The organism is Aeromicrobium sp. Root344 (genome assembly GCF_001425755.1).
Lineage (GTDB): Bacteria > Actinomycetota > Actinomycetes > Propionibacteriales > Nocardioidaceae > Aeromicrobium.
The window spans coordinates 3,024,894-3,039,282 of sequence record NZ_LMDH01000001.1; the positions used below are offsets into that span (position 1 = coordinate 3,024,894).

Sequence of the window (14,389 nt, forward strand, 5' to 3'; positions counted from 1 at the left end):
CGTATCCGTCCATTGTCGCGTGCGAACCGCCTGTCGCGGCCATCACGGACGTGAGGGATTGCTCACTAGGCCAGGCCGAGATCGCCGGCGAGGCGAAGCACCGTCTGGTCGAAGTAGCCCTCGTAGTCGCTGACCGATCCCTTGAGGTGCCCGAAGAGCTCGAACGACAGGGTTCCGAAGATCGCCGACCAGACCATGAGGGTGCGCATCACGAGCTCCGGCAGTGCCTCGAGGTCGACAGCGCTCCGCTCCGCGATGAACGCCATGGCGTCGGCGACGACGTCCGACGGATCGGCCGCGCCTGCCGGCGGCCGCGCCGTGTCCGTAGGGCCGCCGGAGCCGTGCGCGGCGACGATGATCTCGACGAGGCGGACGATCACCCGGGTGGCCGGCATGACGGTGTCCTGCGGTGCGGCATAGCCGGGCACGGGGGAGCCGTAGATCAGCGCGTAGTCGTGAGGGTGGCTGACCGCCCACTCGCGGGTCGCCCGGCAGGTGGCCATCCACCGTGCGACGTGGTCGGTGCGGTCCTCCACGGCCTCCTCGGCAGCCTCCGCCGCAGCGCCCAGCTCGTCGTACGCGGCGATGATCAGTGCGGTCAACAGCTCGTCGCGGCTGGCGTAGTAGCGGTAGACGGCGGACGAGACCATGCCGACCTCGCGCGCCACCGCGCGCAGGGACAGCTGGCTCGGACCGACCTCGCCGAGCTGGACACGCGCCGCGGCCAGGATCTCGGCGGTGATCTCGGCGCGGGCTCGTTCACGGGCTGTTCTGGCTGCGACCATGGCCCTACTGTGAAGCATTGCGAGAGCATGTGCAACAAATGAGAGCACTGCTCTTGCCAAGGCGTACAGGATCTGACATGCTCACAACCGAGAGCGGTGCTCTCCACAACTCGGAAGGACCTTCATGTCTGATCGTCACCTCATCGTCGGAGCCGGACCCGTCGGCCGCCACGTCGCCCAGCTGCTCGCGGCGCGCGGAGCCGACGTCACCGTCGCGACCCGCTCGGGCACCGACACGGGCATCGACGGCGTGACCCACCTGAAGCTCGACGCCTCGGACGCAGAAGCCCTGAGCGCCGCCGCGCAGGGCGCCTCGGTGCTCTACAACTGCGCCAATCCCGCCGACTACACGACGTGGCGCGAGTTCTGGCCGCCGCTCGCCGCAGCGTTTCTCGTCGCCGCTGAGCGCTCGGGCGCCGTGTACGCGATCACCGGCAACCTCTACCCGTACGGTCCGGTGGACCGGCCGATGAAGGAGGACCTGCCGGACGCCGCGACCGACTACAAGGGTCACCTGCGTGCGTCGATGTGGGCCGAGGCGGAGGCGCTGCACGACGCCGGCCGGATCCGCACCGTGGAGGTCCGCGGCTCGGACTACATGGGCACGGGCGTCGGCGGCAACGGCCACATCACGCGGCAGATGCCTGGCGCCCTCAAGGGCAAGCGTGCGTGGGTCTTCAACGCCAAGGACGTGCCGCACACGTTCACCGACGTCCTCGACACGGCACGCCTGCTCATCGCCGCCGCGGAGGACGAGACTGCGCACGGCCGGACGTGGCACGTGCCGAGCAACCCTCCTCGCACGCAGGAGCAGGCCATCACCGAGGTGCTCGCGAGCGTCGGCAATCCGGCCGTCAAGGTCAGCGTCGTGCCCAACGCCGCGTTCGCCGCACTGGCCAAGGTGGTGCCGCTGGTTCGCGAGCTGCGCCAGCTGTCGTACCAGTGGACCAAGCCGTACGTGCTCGACGACAGCGATGCGCGGCAGCACTTCGGCATGGAGCCGACACCGTGGGACGAGGTCTGCCGCCGCAGCGCTGTGCTCTGAGCGTCAGTCGGACTCGGCGGCGCCCATGAGCGAGAACATGTCGAGCTCGGCGTCCCAGCCGAGCGACTCGTAGAGCAGGCGGCCCCGGGCCGAGGCGGCGAGCACCCCTCGGCTGGCGCCGTGCTCGAGGGCGTACGCCGTGAGGGTGGTCATGACATGCCGGCCGAGGCCACGTCGCTGGAACGCGGGCGTGGTCTCGACCGCGTCGAACGTGGCTTCCTCGCCGAGGATCCCGATCGTGCCCTCGGCGGCGACGCGATCGCCCGCCTCGACGATGTAGCGCGCTCGGTGGTCCTCGATGTCCCAGCGCGGGGTGAACCGTGCATCGAGCGGGGGAACGTCGATGGGGCTGAACGTCGTCGACATGAGGGTCTCGTCGTCACGGTCGACGCGTACGCCCGGCGGCAACGCGAGCTCGGCGTACGGGCTCGCGTCGTCGGCGATCACGGTGAGCATCGCACGGTCGTCGCCGTCGATGTGCGCGAAGAGCGCGGCGAACGCCTCTAGGCCGGGATCGGTGCAGATCAGCTCGGTCTCACGAGTGCGAGAGCGTACGTGCACGAGCGGCCAGCCGTCGACGATGGACGTCTCGAGCCCGCGCGCATGCGCCCACGTGATGATCCAGCGATCGATGAGCTCGTGTGCGATGCCGGCCGTCATGCGGCCATTCTGTCAGCGCCCACGAAAGTCGAAGTCAGGCCTCGGCGGGGTCGTTGTCGATCGAGGTGCCGCCCTCGGACGGCTGCTCCTCGGCCGGCTCGCTGCCTGCTGGGTCGTCGGGGCCCTCGGCCGGATCCTCGGGGTGCGGTGTCGTCATGGTGTTCTCCTCTCGCTCACGGTGCCCGTACCCCGCCGCGCCGGTGTCAGTCCGAGTGCCTGCGAATCCCGCTTCGTCTGCGCCATGATGAGGAGCACCCGCGAGAGTGAGGAGCCCGAGATGGCCACGCATGCGGACTGGGTCGAGCTCAGGGTGCACGGAGTCAGCGGCACACCTCCGGAGGCGATGCTCGCCAGGCCGCACGTCCTGCAGGTCGACGGCGATGACAAGTCGCGGTTCTTCCGGGCGGTCGACGACGAGGGGCGGGAGATTCGCGCCGAGGACGGCCATGTCGTCGAGGGATTCCACTGGGGCAACTACACGTCAGGTTCGTGGCGCAAGGCGCTGTGGCTCGCGCTGATCCCGTTCGGCCTCGTCAATGCCGCGGCTTTCATGCTGCCGCCGGTCGAGGACAACGAGGGCAGGGTCGACCCGCTGGCGCGGCGACTGCGCATCGGCGCGATGGCCGGACTGCGACTGCAGGCCGTGTTCTTGACCGCCACCTTCGCGTTCGCGATCGGCATGGTGCTGATCGACATCATCGGCACCCGATGGGCGTACCGGCATCTCTCGGCGATCCCGGACGGATTCGAGAATCTCGTGCCTGCCGCGGCCACGGTCCTCGCCGCGTTGATCATCCTGCCGCTCGGGCTGTCCCTCCGTCCCAAGTCTCTGCTCGACGGCCCCCCGGCCCGGCCCGACCCCGACCCGGCGCTGCAACCGGTGGATGCCGCTCCGCCTCGGCCCACCGAGAAGGTCGAGCACGTGCAGCGGCGTACGCCGTTCGCCCGGCCGGAGTTCTATCGCGGCGACTCCGACACGTCGGCGTTCCGGGCGCTGCACGTCGCGATCGGGTTGTTCACGATCGCGCTGATGGCTCAGCGATTCAGCGCCAGGCAGCTCTGGAGCGTGGACGCCTCGGAAGGGCGGCCGGGCCTCGGGGTCGTGATCCTGATCCTGCTCGGCGTCGCGATCGCGGCGACCGTCGGCCTCGGTGATCCCGAGCGAGGGGCGACGACCCTGCACGGCGGGGCGAGCAGGGGATGGGCGCTGACGTGGCACCGCTGGATCTCCCGACTGTCGTTGGTCCTCCTGCTGCTGTCACTGCTGTCGATCGCCCTCGCGGCCCGCGCCCTGCAGCTGCGGGGCCTGCCGCGTGAACGTGCCCTGGACGGGCTCGACCGGTTCCGCATCCCCGAGTTCATCAGCCGGGTGGTCGAGTTCGACGTGATCGGCCGCTGGCTCGTGATGCTCGCCGGCGCCGGGGCTCTCGTCGCCGGACTGTTCGCCGTTGCCCTGGCCGTACGCACCCGCAGGTGGCGCGCCCGCCGGGGTGACGAGGCGTGGGCCTTTCGGCCGTACAGCTGGGGCCTGACGTCGATCGCGGTCGCCAACCTGGCGGTGGTCCTCGGGGTCGGCTTCGCCGCAGCGCTCGTGACGGGGGTGTCGACCGCGCTGGGGCAGCGGGAGGTCAAGGCCGGGGGGAACAGCAAGAAGACCGCCCTCGGCTCGACGCCGCTCATCGACCGGGTCGCGTACGCCTGGGGCCTCGGGATCATCCTCGTCGCCCTGGCGGCCGGGATCTGCCTGCTGGTCAGCCGGATCGCCAGTCGGCAACGACTTCTGGCGCACGTCGAGGTCGGCTATCCCAGCGACGCTACGTACCCAGGCCAGCGCGAGGACGCCGAGCCCTATCCGGCGCCGCGCGCAGCCGGGTGGCGCCACGCGCTCGCCAGCGCGGTCTGGGAGGCCAGGCTCAAGAATCAGGTTCAGCTGATCATCTGGTCCATCGTGCTGGTCGGCGCTGTGCTTGCCCTGTTCCTCGGCTGGTCCGAGCTGGCCGCGCTCAAGCACATCGCCCGGCCTCCGGAGGACCTGAGGCTGCTGAGCGTCGCGTCGGACGAGGTCAACGAGCTGCCGGACCGGGTCGAGTCGTGGGCGCCGGTGCTGGCCCAGGTGGGTGCCTGGACGCTGCTGGGCCTGATCGCCATCTTGATCGCGAAGGGTCGGCAGGCCCTCGGCGACGAGCAGACGAGGCGTGGCATCAACATCGTGTGGGACGTCGTCGCGTTCTGGCCCCACGCCGTGCACCCGTTCGCGCCGGAGCCCTACTCCCAGCGCGCCGTCGTCGACCTGACCGAGCGGATCCGCTATCACGTCGCCGCCGCGCCCGATGGCGTACCAGGCCGTTCGGTCATCGTCTGTGGGCACAGTCAGGGCAGCCTGGTGTCGTTCGCTGCGCTCAACCTGCTCACCGACGACGAGCTCTCCAAGATCGCGCTGCTCACCTTCGGGTCGCAGCTGCGGGTCATCTTCCCGAGAGCCTTCCCGGCGTACGTCAACCACACCGCGATCGCGTCGACGCGAGGGCTGCTCGAGGGCGCATGGATCAACCTGTGGCGTGACACGGATCCGCTCGCGGGTCCCGTGCTGTCGTGGGACCACGACATCCGCGCCACGCCGCCGCGGGAGGCCCACTTCGAGGTCCCCGTCGGTCGGCTCGAGCCGATCGACGGCAGCCTCCCGACGATCGACCAGGTCGACCCGATCATCGCCGCGTTCGCGGTCTGGCGCTGCGGTGACGACTGGCGGCTGACCGACCCCACCCGTCGCCCAGTCGAGCTGCCGCCCGGTGTCGACCCGATCGCCGAGGCTCCGATCAACGCGCTGCGCGGTCACAGCCGCTACTGGTCCGATCCGGTGTGGGGGGCTGCGCTGACGACGTTGCGGCACCGGCGTGCCGGGGGAGCGTGACCTAGCGCTTCGGGGTCTCGTAGCCCTTGGCCGGCACGAGCTGGTCCGCCTTGTGCCACTGCACTGTCAGGCTGTTGCCGACTCCACCCGTCACGACCGCGACGAGCGCCAGCCACTCACCTGAGGACGTACGCCGCCACTCGATGAGCAGGCCGGCCCACGGCGTCATGGCGTACTGCGCCGACGGCTTGACCCAGACGTGACGGGCCGGTTGCTTGACAGGGTCGCGACCTTCCGGGAACTCGCTCTCGGATCGGTCGACGAACCCCATGAGGCACAGGATAGAACATATGTTCGAGTCCGTGTGATGCTCACTCAGCAGCTGGTACGCCCCACAGTGCCGAGACGTGCCGGCTGTCGGTGCCGCAGCAGCCGCCGATGACTGCGAGCGCCGGAGTGTGCTGGCGCATCGTCGACGCGGAGTCCACGAGCAGGTCGAGGTCGCCCGAGTCGAGCACCTCCATGGCGTCGAGCTCCTCGTGGGACATGGTCGACGCGTTGGGGCGGAAGAACACCAGCTTCTGCTGCCACTCCGAGCCGTCCAGTGCCCCCATGACGTGGGTGGGATGCGCGCAGTTGACGCCGTACCAGTCGGCTGGCTCCGCCGCCTCGAGCGCGGCGATGGCGTCGGCCAGCGTGCTGCCGTCCGGAAGTCGGCCATCGGTCTCGACGGTGAACGAGATCGCCACGGGAAGGCCCGCAGCGCGGGCAGCGCGTACGACTCCCTGGGCCTCCGCGGGCTCGGTCATGGTCATGGCGTGGACGAGGTCGGCGCCTTCGGCGGCGAACGAGCGCACCTGCGCGGAGTGGTAGTCGGCGGCCTCGTCGGCGTCGGCGCCCGCTGCGATGTAGCCGTCGCCGCGGGGTCCCACGACCCCGCTCACCCGGTTCCTCGACACGCCGGCGGAGTCCGCGATCCCGCGGGCGAGGGCGACTGCGGCCCGGTTGGCGCGGTCCAGGCCACGGGCGTCGTAGCCGAGGACCGTGCCCCAGTCGGGGTTGGCCCGCCACGTGGGCGTCTCGACGATCAAGCCGACGCCGGCCGACGTGGCGATGGCTGCGTACTCGCCGTAGTAGGTCCGGAGCAGCGCGGAGCCGTCATCGTCCTCGACGAGGGGGAACGAGGCGAACTCGGGGAGCTCGACGCCGTGGTTGAAGAGCAGGTCGGTCTCGAGGCCTCCGTCGGTGACCCACCCGCCGCCGTCGAGAACGTTGCTGGGTTCCATGGTCACTCCTCGGTATCAGACTGTTCAGTCTGTTGTATCAGACTGTTTAGTTTGGAACAATGGCTCCATGCCTCGGGATGGACAGCTCACGCGTGAACGCCTCCTGGAGGCGGCGGAACGACTGGTCGAACGCAACGGCTTCGCCGCGACGTCCGTGGACGCGATCCTCGAGGAGTCGGGCAGCTCCAAGGGGGCGTTCTTCCACCATTTCGCCAACAAGCGCGCGCTGGCCCACGCGTTGGTGGAGCGCTACGTCGACGCGGACCTGAGCCTGCTGCGCGCCGGACTGGACGCCGTCGAGGCCGAGCCCGACCCCGTGCAGAAGCTGCTGGCGTTCCTCGGCTTCTATGAGAACTGGTCGGGGGACCTGACGTCCGAGTCGGCGTGCCTCTACATCGCCGTCGTCACCGAGCGCGACCTGCTCGACGACCAGACCGGCGGACAGGTGGAGCGGGCGATCCTCGGCTGGCGGGCCGCGGTCGCCGAGCTGTTCCGCAAGGCGTACGCGGCACGCGGCCTGACGCACGGCCCTGACCCTGACGACCTGGCCGATCAGCTCTTCGTCGTCTTCGAAGGCTCCTACCTGGTGTGTCGCGCCCTCGGCTCGGGTGAGCCGATGCGGGCCCAGCTCCGCGTCTACCGCCAGCTGGTCGAGTCGCTGCTCTCCGACTGAGCGTTTTCAGGCCCCGACTCCCGCTCATGGGCCAGAATCATCGGAGTCTGCAGAAGGAGCGACACGGTGAGCGGTATCAAGCTGGTGATGGGCGCGAGCGGTTTCGTCGGCTCACACGTGTCGCGTCAGCTCGTCGAACGCGGCGACCGCGTCCGCGTGTGGATCCGGGAGTCCAGCTCGACGGTCGGCTTCGACGACCTCGACGTCGAGCGGCATCACGGTGAGCTCGACGACCTCGACGCGCTCCGCACGGCGATGAAGGGCGTCGACACCGTCTTCTACTGCATCGTCGACGCGCGCGCCTGGCTCCGCGATCCGGCGCCCCTCCATGCCACCAACGTCGAGGCGTTGCGCGGCGTGCTCGACGTCGCCGTCGAGGTCGGGTCGCCCCGATTCGTGTTCTGCAGCAGCGTCGTCACGATCGCGGTCGCCGAGTCCGGCCTGGCGGACGAGACCATGCCGCACAACTGGCGACACCTCGGCGGCGCCTACATCGAGTCGCGGATCCAGGCGGAGGAGCTCGTCCTGCGCCATCACCGCGACAACGGCCTCCCGGCCGTGGTCCTCAACGTCGGCACGACGTACGGACCGCGCGACCACGGCCCGACTCCGCACGGCAAGCTGGTCAGGGCCGCCGCGCGCGGCAAGGTCCCGGCGTACGTCAAGGGGGTCTCGATGGAGGTCGTCGGCATCGAGGACGCGGCCCGCGCCTTCCTGCTCGCCGAGGAGCACGGTCGGCCCGGCGAGCGCTACATCATCTCTGAGCGATACCTGCCCATCAAGGACCTGTTCGACATCGCGGCTGCCGTGGGCGAGGCGAAGCCGCCCAGGATCGGCATACCGCTCCCGGTGATGCGGGTCATCGGCGTCGTCGGCGGAGTGACGTCCCGGCTGCTCCGCAAGGACTCGGTCGTCACGTCGACGAGCGTGCGCCTGATGCACATCCAGACCGCGCTGGACCACAGCAAGGCCACTCGCGAGCTCGGCTGGGAGCCGGCCCCGATCGAGGACTCGATCCGCGCCGGCGTGCGGTGGTTCCTCCAGGAGAGATAGCTAGCCCGCAGCCGCGAGCTCCTCGAGTCGCAGCACGGCGTCGCCGACGTTGCCGGCGTACCGGCTGAGCGCGGCCTGCGCACGCGGCTCGTCCAGGTGATGCGGCAAGGCCTGCATCATGTTCAGGCGGGTGGAGTATGTCCACGCCTGGAGGTCAGGCTCGGTGCGCCAGCCGCCCTCGGTGCGCCACGTCCGCGCGACCATGCGCGCCCACTCCTCGACCGAGCGGGTGAACGGGTTCGGCGGACACAGCCGGTTCTTCTCCTCGTCGTCCTCCCGGTTCGCCTCGACCCAGGCCAGGAGGGCGGCGTTGAACGGCGGCGTCTTGTGCCGCACCTGCTGGAGGGTCATACGTCCGGGGGTGAAGATCGGCTGCGCGTCGGCCAGCCGCAACCCGCTGGCGGTGGCGTCGATGTGCAGCGCACCGCCGGCCGGCAGCTCGCCGTGCTCGAGGACGAGCCGGTCCCGCTCGATCCGCGTGACGTGCCCCAGCCGGACGACATCGGCGATCCGTCGAGCCTGCTCGAGCTCATGCATGCTCAGCATGGCGCCGCGGTACATCGTCGCCGGCGCCGCGGTGTCGAGCCGGATCAGCCGGCCCTGGTCCTCGAGGTCGGCCACGAGGTCGGGCAGACTCGTCGCCCGGGCGCCCGCCTCCGCGTCGATGGCAAAGCCCTCCAAGGCGTCCACCACGAGGTCGAGTGCTTGAAAGGCCTCGCGGTCGTGGAAGTAGGCGTCGCGCGGCCGTACCCACCGGATGTGCTCAGGGTCGACGTCGTGGCCCAGCAGCCACAACACCGCGTCGACCGCGGTCTTGCCTGAGCCGAGGACAGTGAAGTCGGAGGCGCTGCCGGCGGCCTCCGGAAGCCGGTGCACCGGTACGAACGACGCGTCCGCAGCGACCTCGAACGTCGGCGTGTGCGTCGCGGGGACCGAGGTCTCGAGGAACCGCGCATCGACGATTCGGCGCCGAGCCCTGATGTCGTGCACGACGCCCGTCTCGAGGTCACGGACCTGCACGGTTCCGTGCTCGTCGCCCAGCACCTCATGGCCCAGCATCAGGCGTACGCGGCCGGTCGACGTGAGCCGCGCGGCCACCTCGTGGAAGTAGGACCAGAGCTCCTCGGCGCTTGCGCGCTCGTAGAGTCCCGCGTTGGGACCTTCGGTGTCGATGCGGTCGTGGCCGAGTCGCAGCGAGCTCACGCCGTAGTAGGCCGAGGGGGAGTGGAGCCGCACGAACGGATAGACGTCGGTCCAGTGCCCGCCCGGTGCGCTCCGCCGATCGACGATCACGATGTCGGCGTCGCTGTGCTCGACCAACGTGTCAGCGAAGGCGAGCCCGCTGATGCCCGCGCCGATGACGAGGTAGTCGGTGTGCATCCCTTGAGTATCGGTGCAGGTCCCGACGGTGCGCACTGGCTCATCCGGAGGGGTTGTCTGGCCCTTCGCCCTGACCTCCTGGATGCAGAACGCCCCTGACCTTGCGGTCAGGGGCGTTCTGTCACGTCATCGTGACCGTCGTGTCAACGACTCAGATGTCGTAGTAGAGCTCGAACTCGTGCGGGTGCGGGCGCAGCTGCACGGGGAGGATCTCCTCGTTGCGCTTGTAGTCGATCCACGTCTCGATCAGGTCGGGCGTGAACACGTCACCAGCGGTGAGGAACTCGTGGTCGGCCTCGAGCGAGTCGAGCACCGCGTTGAGCGACGTCGGCACCATGTCGATGGCTTCGTACTCCTCGGGCGGCAGCTCGTAGATGTTCTTGTCGATCGGGGCCGGCGGCTCGATCTTGTTCTTGATGCCGTCGAGGCCGGCCAGCAGCAGCGCCGAGAAGGCGAGGTACGGGTTGGCCGACGGGTCGGGGCAACGGAACTCGATGCGCTTGGCCTTGGGGTTCGAGCCCGTGATCGGGATACGGACACAGGCCGAGCGGTTGCGAGCCGAGTAGACCAGCGCGATCGGGGCCTCGAAGCCCGGAACCAGGCGGTGGTAGGAGTTGACCGACGGGTTGGTGAACGCGAGCAGCGACGGCGCGTGCTTCAGGATGCCGCCGATGTAGTGGCGCGCCAGGTCGGACAGTCCGCCGTAGCCGGCCTCGTCGTAGAACAACGGGCTGCCTTCGTTCCAGATCGACTGGTGCACGTGCATGCCCGAGCCGTTGTCACCGAAGATCGGCTTCGGCATGAACGTGACGGTCTTGTCGTTGGCCCACGCCGTGTTGCGGACGATGTACTTGAACTTCATGACGTCGTCGGCGGCCTTGAGCAGCGTGTCGAAGCGGTAGTTGATCTCCGCCTGGCCCGACGTGCCGACCTCGTGGTGTCCACGCTCGAGGATGAGCCCGGCGTTGGTGAGGTTGGTCATCATGTCGTTGCGCAGGTCGGCCGTCTTGTCGGTCGGCGCGACGGGGAAGTAGCCGCCCTTGTAGCGGACCTTGTAGCCACGGTTGTCGTCGATCGAGTCACCGGTGGACCAGGCAGCCTCGGCCGACGTGATCTCGTAGAACGACTTGTTGGCGCTGGTGCCGTAGTTGACCCGGTCGAAGATGTAGAACTCGGCCTCGGGCGCGAAGTAGGCGGTGTCGCCGATGCCGGTGGTCGCCAGGTAGGCCTCGGCCTTGCGGGCGATGTTGCGGGGATCGCGCGAGTACGCCTCGCCCGTGATCGGGTCGTGGACGAAGAAGTCCATCGCGATGGTCTTGCGGGCCTTGAACGGATCGACGTACGCCGTCTTGATGTCCGGGAAGAGCACCATGTCGGACTGGTCGATGGTCTGGAAGCCGCGGATCGACGAGCCGTCGAATGCGACGCCGTTGGCGACCATGTCGGCGTCGAACGTCGAAGCCGGCAGCGTGACCTGCTGCTGGATGCCGGGCAAGTCGGTGAAACGGACGTCCAGGTACTCGACACCTTCGTCCTTGATGAACTTGAACAACTCGTCGGCATTGCCGAACATGGGGCCTCCTCGGCCGCTGGGCGGCCTGTGTTGTCGATGACAGGTGAGTGCGTCGCTGCACCGTACCGTTGACGCTAGGCTCGGGCAGTTTCCCGGTAGTCACTGGATTGTTTCAGGAATGTTACAAGTGCCCGTGACGAGCGCAATCACAGCGTCTGTAGGCTCACCGCGTGCAACCTCCCTCGCTCCTGCGACGCCTCGGTGCCCTCCTGGTCGACTGGATCGTCGCCTCGCTCAGCGCCGCCGCCCTCGCCGGTACGCACTACCCGCCCAAGGACATCAAGGAGAACCTCGTCATCACGGCGTTCTTCGTCGCCGAGATGTCCCTGCTGACCGGGCTGCTCGGCTACTCGATCGGCAAGCGGGTCCTCGGCCTGAGGGTCGAGAACGTCGACGGGCGGCCCATCGGGATCCCTCGAGCGCTCATCAGGTCGCTGCTGATCTGTCTCGTCATCCCGGCAATCGTCATGACCGACGACAAGCGCGGCATCCACGACCTCGCAGCAGGATCCCGGGTCATCCGGGCATAGCGGCTCGGCAGACCTCGGGCGGTGGATATTCCACCTTATGAGCGCTCAAACGGTGAAATATCCACCGCCGCGGGCTGGAGCGGGACCTGGCGTCAGCCGCGCATCGCCTTGCGGGAGCCCTTCATGCTCGTCGGCACGGGACCGCGCGGCATCGGCGCTGCGGGACGCATCGCGTCGAGTGCCTTGAGCTTGTAGAGCACGCTGGTCATCTGGGCCGGCTTTATGTTCTTGGGCAGCTTGCGCACGTGCTTGACGAGCTTGGTCAGCTTGACCTCGCCGGGTCCGTCGCCGACCACGATGTCGAGCACGGGGATCTCGTCGCCACCGATGCGGGCGTGCTTCTTCTTCTCCGCCGTGAGCAGGTTGCGGACCCGTGTGGGGTTGCCCTCGCCGACCAGGATGATGCCGGGACGACCGACCACACGGTGCACGACGTCCTGGTTCTTGGTGAACGCGACGGCGGGCTTGAGCTCCCAGCCGCGGCGCAGCATCTGCAGGGCGCCGGCAGCGGCGCCGACCTGGCCCTCGACCTGCGCGTACGCAGCCTTCTCGGCGCGACGGCCGAAGACGATCAGCACCGAGAGGATGCCGATGAGGATCGCGAAGACGGTCGTGATGATCAGCCCGAACGTGCCGTGCGGGAACACGAGGTAGCCGAGCGTCGCTGCGACACCGCCACCCACCAGGAAGGTCAGCAGCAGGATCAGACCGATGTTGCGGTCGCTGCGCTTGGTGATCGTGTACGCCTGGCGCATCTGGCCCAGGCGACCCTTGGCGGGTTCGGGGGTGGCATTCGACATAAGGGTCAGTCTACGTCGCGTTGCGGAGTGCGACGCTGCCGCGTCCTGACTCGATGGCCTGCTTGTAGAGGGTGCCGGCGCGGTAGGACGAACGTACGAGCGGTCCGGACATGACGCCGGCGAAGCCGATCTCGTCGGCCTCGGCCTTGAGCTCGACGAACTCCTCGGGCTTGACCCAGCGCTCGACGGGGTGGTGACGCACCGAGGGACGCAGGTACTGGGTGATCGTGATCAGGTCGCAGCCCGCCTCGTGCAGGTCGACGAGAGCCTGGGAGACCTCTTCGCGGGTCTCGCCCATGCCCAGGATCAGGTTGGACTTGGTCACCAGCCCGTAGTCGCGGGCCTGGGTGATGACGTCGAGCGAGCGCTCGTAGCGGAACGCCGGGCGGATGCGCTTGAAGATGCGCGGCACGGTCTCGACGTTGTGCGCCAGCACCTCGGGGCGGCTGTCGAAGACCTGCTCGAGCAGCTCGGGGATGCCGTTGAAGTCGGGGATGAGGTTCTCGACGCCGGTGCCGGGGTTGAGCTCGTGGATCTTGCGGACCGTCTCGGCGTAGAGCCAAGCGCCGCCGTCGGGCACGTCGTCGCGGGCGACACCGGTGATCGTGGCGTAGCGGAGCTCCATCTGCTGGACGGACTCGGCGACACGACGCGGCTCGTCACGGTCGATCGGGTCGGGCTTGCCGGTGTCGATCTGGCAGAAGTCGCAGCGGCGGGTGCACTGCTCACCGCCGATCAGGAACGTCGCCTCGCGGTCCTCCCAGCACTCGAAGATGTTGGGACAACCGGCCTCCTGACAGACCGTGTGGAGACCCTCGCCCTTCACGAGCTTCATGAGCTCGTTGTACTGGGGACCCATCTTGGCCCGGGTCTTGATCCACTCGGGCTTCTTCTCGATGGGGGTCTCGGCGTTGCGGACTTCCAGACGCAGCATCTTGCGTCCCTCAGGAGCGATAGTCACTGTCTCAGCCTACGCCCGTGCCCCAGCCGTCACGCCGAGGACCGGCACGCTGGGATGTTCGTCGCTGGCTGTGTCGGGGGAGGGCTCGTACGGCTGCCAGTCGAGGAGCTCACGCAGGTGCGGAGCGATCGCCTCGGCGGCCTCGCGGACCGTCACGTCGCGGCCCAGCTCGGCGCTGAGAGTCGTGACCCCGGCGTCGGCGATGCCACACGGAACGAAGCGGTCGTAGAAGCCGAGGTCGACGTCGGCGTTGAGCGAGAACCCGTGCATCGTGACGCCTCGGGAGACGCGGATGCCGATCGCCCCGACCTTGCGCTCGATGCGGCCCTGGCCGGCGGCGAGCCACACGCCGGAGCGGCCGGGGACCCGGCCGGTCGTGACGCCGAGGTCGGCGCACGCGCGGATCATGGCCTCCTCGACACGGCGTACGTAGTCGACCACGAGCACGTGGGACGGCAGCTTGGTGATGGGGTAGCCGACGAGCTGGCCGGGGCCGTGGAACGTGATCTTGCCGCCGCGATCGACATCGACGACGGGGGTGCCGTCGAGCGGTCGCTCGTGCGGCTCGGTGCGGCGTCCCGCGGTGTAGACCGGCGGGTGCTCGAGGAACATCGCGGTGTCGGTGATCTCGTCGGCGACACGCTGGGCGTGCAGCTCGCGTTGGAGCTCCCACGCGTCGACGTAGTCGATCGCACGTTCGCCGTACCACTCGTCCAGGATCTGCAGCGTCACGTCTCCAGACTAACCGGCCTGTGGATGAACTCCAGCGTGCCGGTGGCGGATGACGGCACA

15 protein-coding genes are annotated in these 14,389 nt (G+C 68.8%); 5 read left to right on the forward strand and 10 right to left on the reverse strand.

Annotation, left to right across the window (positions count from 1 at the left end; genetic code table 11):
- Positions 1-65: 65 nt before the first annotated feature.
- Entirely contained in the window at positions 66-785 is a 720-nt protein-coding gene (locus ASC61_RS14945; RefSeq protein ID WP_056213201.1) for a TetR/AcrR family transcriptional regulator, read from the reverse strand.
- A 124-nt stretch (positions 786-909) separates the two neighbouring features.
- Here ASC61_RS14945 and ASC61_RS14950 point away from each other — a divergent pair, with 124 nt between their 5' ends.
- Entirely contained in the window at positions 910-1,830 is a 921-nt protein-coding gene (locus ASC61_RS14950; RefSeq protein WP_056213203.1) for an NAD-dependent epimerase/dehydratase family protein, read from the forward strand.
- Between the two features lie 3 nt (positions 1,831-1,833).
- On the opposite strand, the gene ASC61_RS14955 is transcribed toward ASC61_RS14950, so the two are convergent.
- The gene (locus ASC61_RS14955; protein ID WP_056213204.1) at positions 1,834-2,490 is read right to left on the reverse strand and encodes a GNAT family N-acetyltransferase; all 657 of its coding nucleotides are present in this window, start codon (positions 2,488-2,490) and stop codon (positions 1,834-1,836) included.
- Positions 2,491-2,524: 34 nt separating this feature from the next.
- Positions 2,525-2,647, reverse strand: coding sequence for a hypothetical protein (locus tag ASC61_RS20385; protein WP_268750616.1), 123 nt, complete (start codon positions 2,645-2,647; stop codon positions 2,525-2,527).
- Positions 2,648-2,767: 120 nt separating this feature from the next.
- Here ASC61_RS20385 and ASC61_RS14960 point away from each other — a divergent pair, with 120 nt between their 5' ends.
- Positions 2,768-5,401: a hypothetical protein gene (locus ASC61_RS14960; RefSeq protein WP_056213206.1), complete on the forward strand. Its 2,634-nt coding sequence runs from the start codon at positions 2,768-2,770 to the stop codon at positions 5,399-5,401.
- A gap of 1 nt (position 5,402) precedes the next feature.
- On the opposite strand, the gene ASC61_RS14965 is transcribed toward ASC61_RS14960, so the two are convergent.
- Together ASC61_RS14965 and ASC61_RS14970 are read right to left on the reverse strand one after the other, a co-directional pair.
- Positions 5,403-5,672: a hypothetical protein gene (locus ASC61_RS14965; protein ID WP_056213208.1), complete on the reverse strand. Its 270-nt coding sequence runs from the start codon at positions 5,670-5,672 to the stop codon at positions 5,403-5,405.
- A 40-nt stretch (positions 5,673-5,712) separates the two neighbouring features.
- On the reverse strand, positions 5,713-6,627 hold the full coding sequence (locus tag ASC61_RS14970) for a homocysteine S-methyltransferase family protein (RefSeq protein ID WP_056213210.1): 915 nt from the start codon (positions 6,625-6,627) through the stop codon (positions 5,713-5,715).
- 67 nt (positions 6,628-6,694) lie between these two features.
- On the opposite strand from ASC61_RS14970, the gene ASC61_RS14975 reads away from it, so the two are divergent.
- Together ASC61_RS14975 and ASC61_RS14980 are read left to right on the forward strand one after the other, a co-directional pair.
- On the forward strand, positions 6,695-7,300 hold the full coding sequence (locus ASC61_RS14975) for a TetR/AcrR family transcriptional regulator (RefSeq protein ID WP_056213213.1): 606 nt from the start codon (positions 6,695-6,697) through the stop codon (positions 7,298-7,300).
- A gap of 66 nt (positions 7,301-7,366) precedes the next feature.
- Complete coding sequence (locus ASC61_RS14980; protein ID WP_200935463.1) at positions 7,367-8,353, forward strand: NAD-dependent epimerase/dehydratase family protein; 987 nt, start codon at positions 7,367-7,369, stop codon at positions 8,351-8,353.
- Here the strand turns inward: ASC61_RS14980 and ASC61_RS14985 are convergent, their stop codons facing one another.
- Both ASC61_RS14985 and glnA read right to left on the reverse strand, forming a co-directional pair.
- Positions 8,354-9,733, reverse strand: a complete 1,380-nt coding sequence (locus ASC61_RS14985) for an NAD(P)-binding protein (RefSeq protein WP_056213215.1) — start codon at positions 9,731-9,733, stop codon at positions 8,354-8,356.
- A gap of 151 nt (positions 9,734-9,884) precedes the next feature.
- Positions 9,885-11,306: a type I glutamate--ammonia ligase gene (glnA, locus tag ASC61_RS14990; RefSeq protein ID WP_056213218.1), complete on the reverse strand. Its 1,422-nt coding sequence runs from the start codon at positions 11,304-11,306 to the stop codon at positions 9,885-9,887.
- A 170-nt stretch (positions 11,307-11,476) separates the two neighbouring features.
- On the opposite strand from glnA, the gene ASC61_RS14995 reads away from it, so the two are divergent.
- The gene (locus ASC61_RS14995; RefSeq protein WP_056213220.1) at positions 11,477-11,836 is read left to right on the forward strand and encodes an RDD family protein; all 360 of its coding nucleotides are present in this window, start codon (positions 11,477-11,479) and stop codon (positions 11,834-11,836) included.
- A 92-nt stretch (positions 11,837-11,928) separates the two neighbouring features.
- On the opposite strand, the gene ASC61_RS15000 is transcribed toward ASC61_RS14995, so the two are convergent.
- Genes ASC61_RS15000 through lipB form a run of 3 tightly spaced genes read right to left on the reverse strand, consistent with a single transcriptional unit; the run spans position 11,929 to position 14,329 of the window.
- On the reverse strand, positions 11,929-12,636 hold the full coding sequence (locus ASC61_RS15000) for a DUF4191 domain-containing protein (protein ID WP_056213222.1): 708 nt from the start codon (positions 12,634-12,636) through the stop codon (positions 11,929-11,931).
- Between the two features lie 10 nt (positions 12,637-12,646).
- Complete coding sequence (lipA, locus tag ASC61_RS15005) at positions 12,647-13,570, reverse strand: lipoyl synthase (protein WP_200935550.1); 924 nt, start codon at positions 13,568-13,570, stop codon at positions 12,647-12,649.
- 36 nt (positions 13,571-13,606) lie between these two features.
- Positions 13,607-14,329, reverse strand: coding sequence for a lipoyl(octanoyl) transferase LipB (gene lipB / locus ASC61_RS15010; protein ID WP_200935464.1), 723 nt, complete (start codon positions 14,327-14,329; stop codon positions 13,607-13,609).
- Between the last annotated feature and the right edge of the window lie 60 nt (positions 14,330-14,389).

What these genes read in the sequence shown, in the direction of transcription:
- ASC61_RS14985 (WP_056213215.1), bottom strand. Translation starts at nt 9,733, where the DNA reads ATGCACACCGACTACCTCGTCATCGGCGCGGGCATCAGCGGGCTCGCC.
- lipA (WP_200935550.1), bottom strand. Translation starts at nt 13,570, where the DNA reads ATGCTGCGTCTGGAAGTCCGCAACGCCGAGACCCCCATCGAGAAGAAG.
- ASC61_RS15000 (WP_056213222.1), bottom strand. Translation starts at nt 12,636, where the DNA reads ATGTCGAATGCCACCCCCGAACCCGCCAAGGGTCGCCTGGGCCAGATG.
- ASC61_RS20385 (WP_268750616.1), bottom strand. Translation starts at nt 2,647, where the DNA reads ATGACGACACCGCACCCCGAGGATCCGGCCGAGGGCCCCGACGACCCA.
- glnA (WP_056213218.1), bottom strand. Translation starts at nt 11,306, where the DNA reads ATGTTCGGCAATGCCGACGAGTTGTTCAAGTTCATCAAGGACGAAGGT.
- ASC61_RS14975 (WP_056213213.1), top strand. Translation starts at nt 6,695, where the DNA reads ATGCCTCGGGATGGACAGCTCACGCGTGAACGCCTCCTGGAGGCGGCG.
- ASC61_RS14970 (WP_056213210.1), bottom strand. Translation starts at nt 6,627, where the DNA reads ATGGAACCCAGCAACGTTCTCGACGGCGGCGGGTGGGTCACCGACGGA.
- ASC61_RS14950 (WP_056213203.1), top strand. Translation starts at nt 910, where the DNA reads ATGTCTGATCGTCACCTCATCGTCGGAGCCGGACCCGTCGGCCGCCAC.
- ASC61_RS14945 (WP_056213201.1), bottom strand. Translation starts at nt 785, where the DNA reads ATGGTCGCAGCCAGAACAGCCCGTGAACGAGCCCGCGCCGAGATCACC.
- ASC61_RS14955 (WP_056213204.1), bottom strand. Translation starts at nt 2,490, where the DNA reads ATGACGGCCGGCATCGCACACGAGCTCATCGATCGCTGGATCATCACG.
- ASC61_RS14960 (WP_056213206.1), top strand. Translation starts at nt 2,768, where the DNA reads ATGGCCACGCATGCGGACTGGGTCGAGCTCAGGGTGCACGGAGTCAGC.
- ASC61_RS14965 (WP_056213208.1), bottom strand. Translation starts at nt 5,672, where the DNA reads ATGGGGTTCGTCGACCGATCCGAGAGCGAGTTCCCGGAAGGTCGCGAC.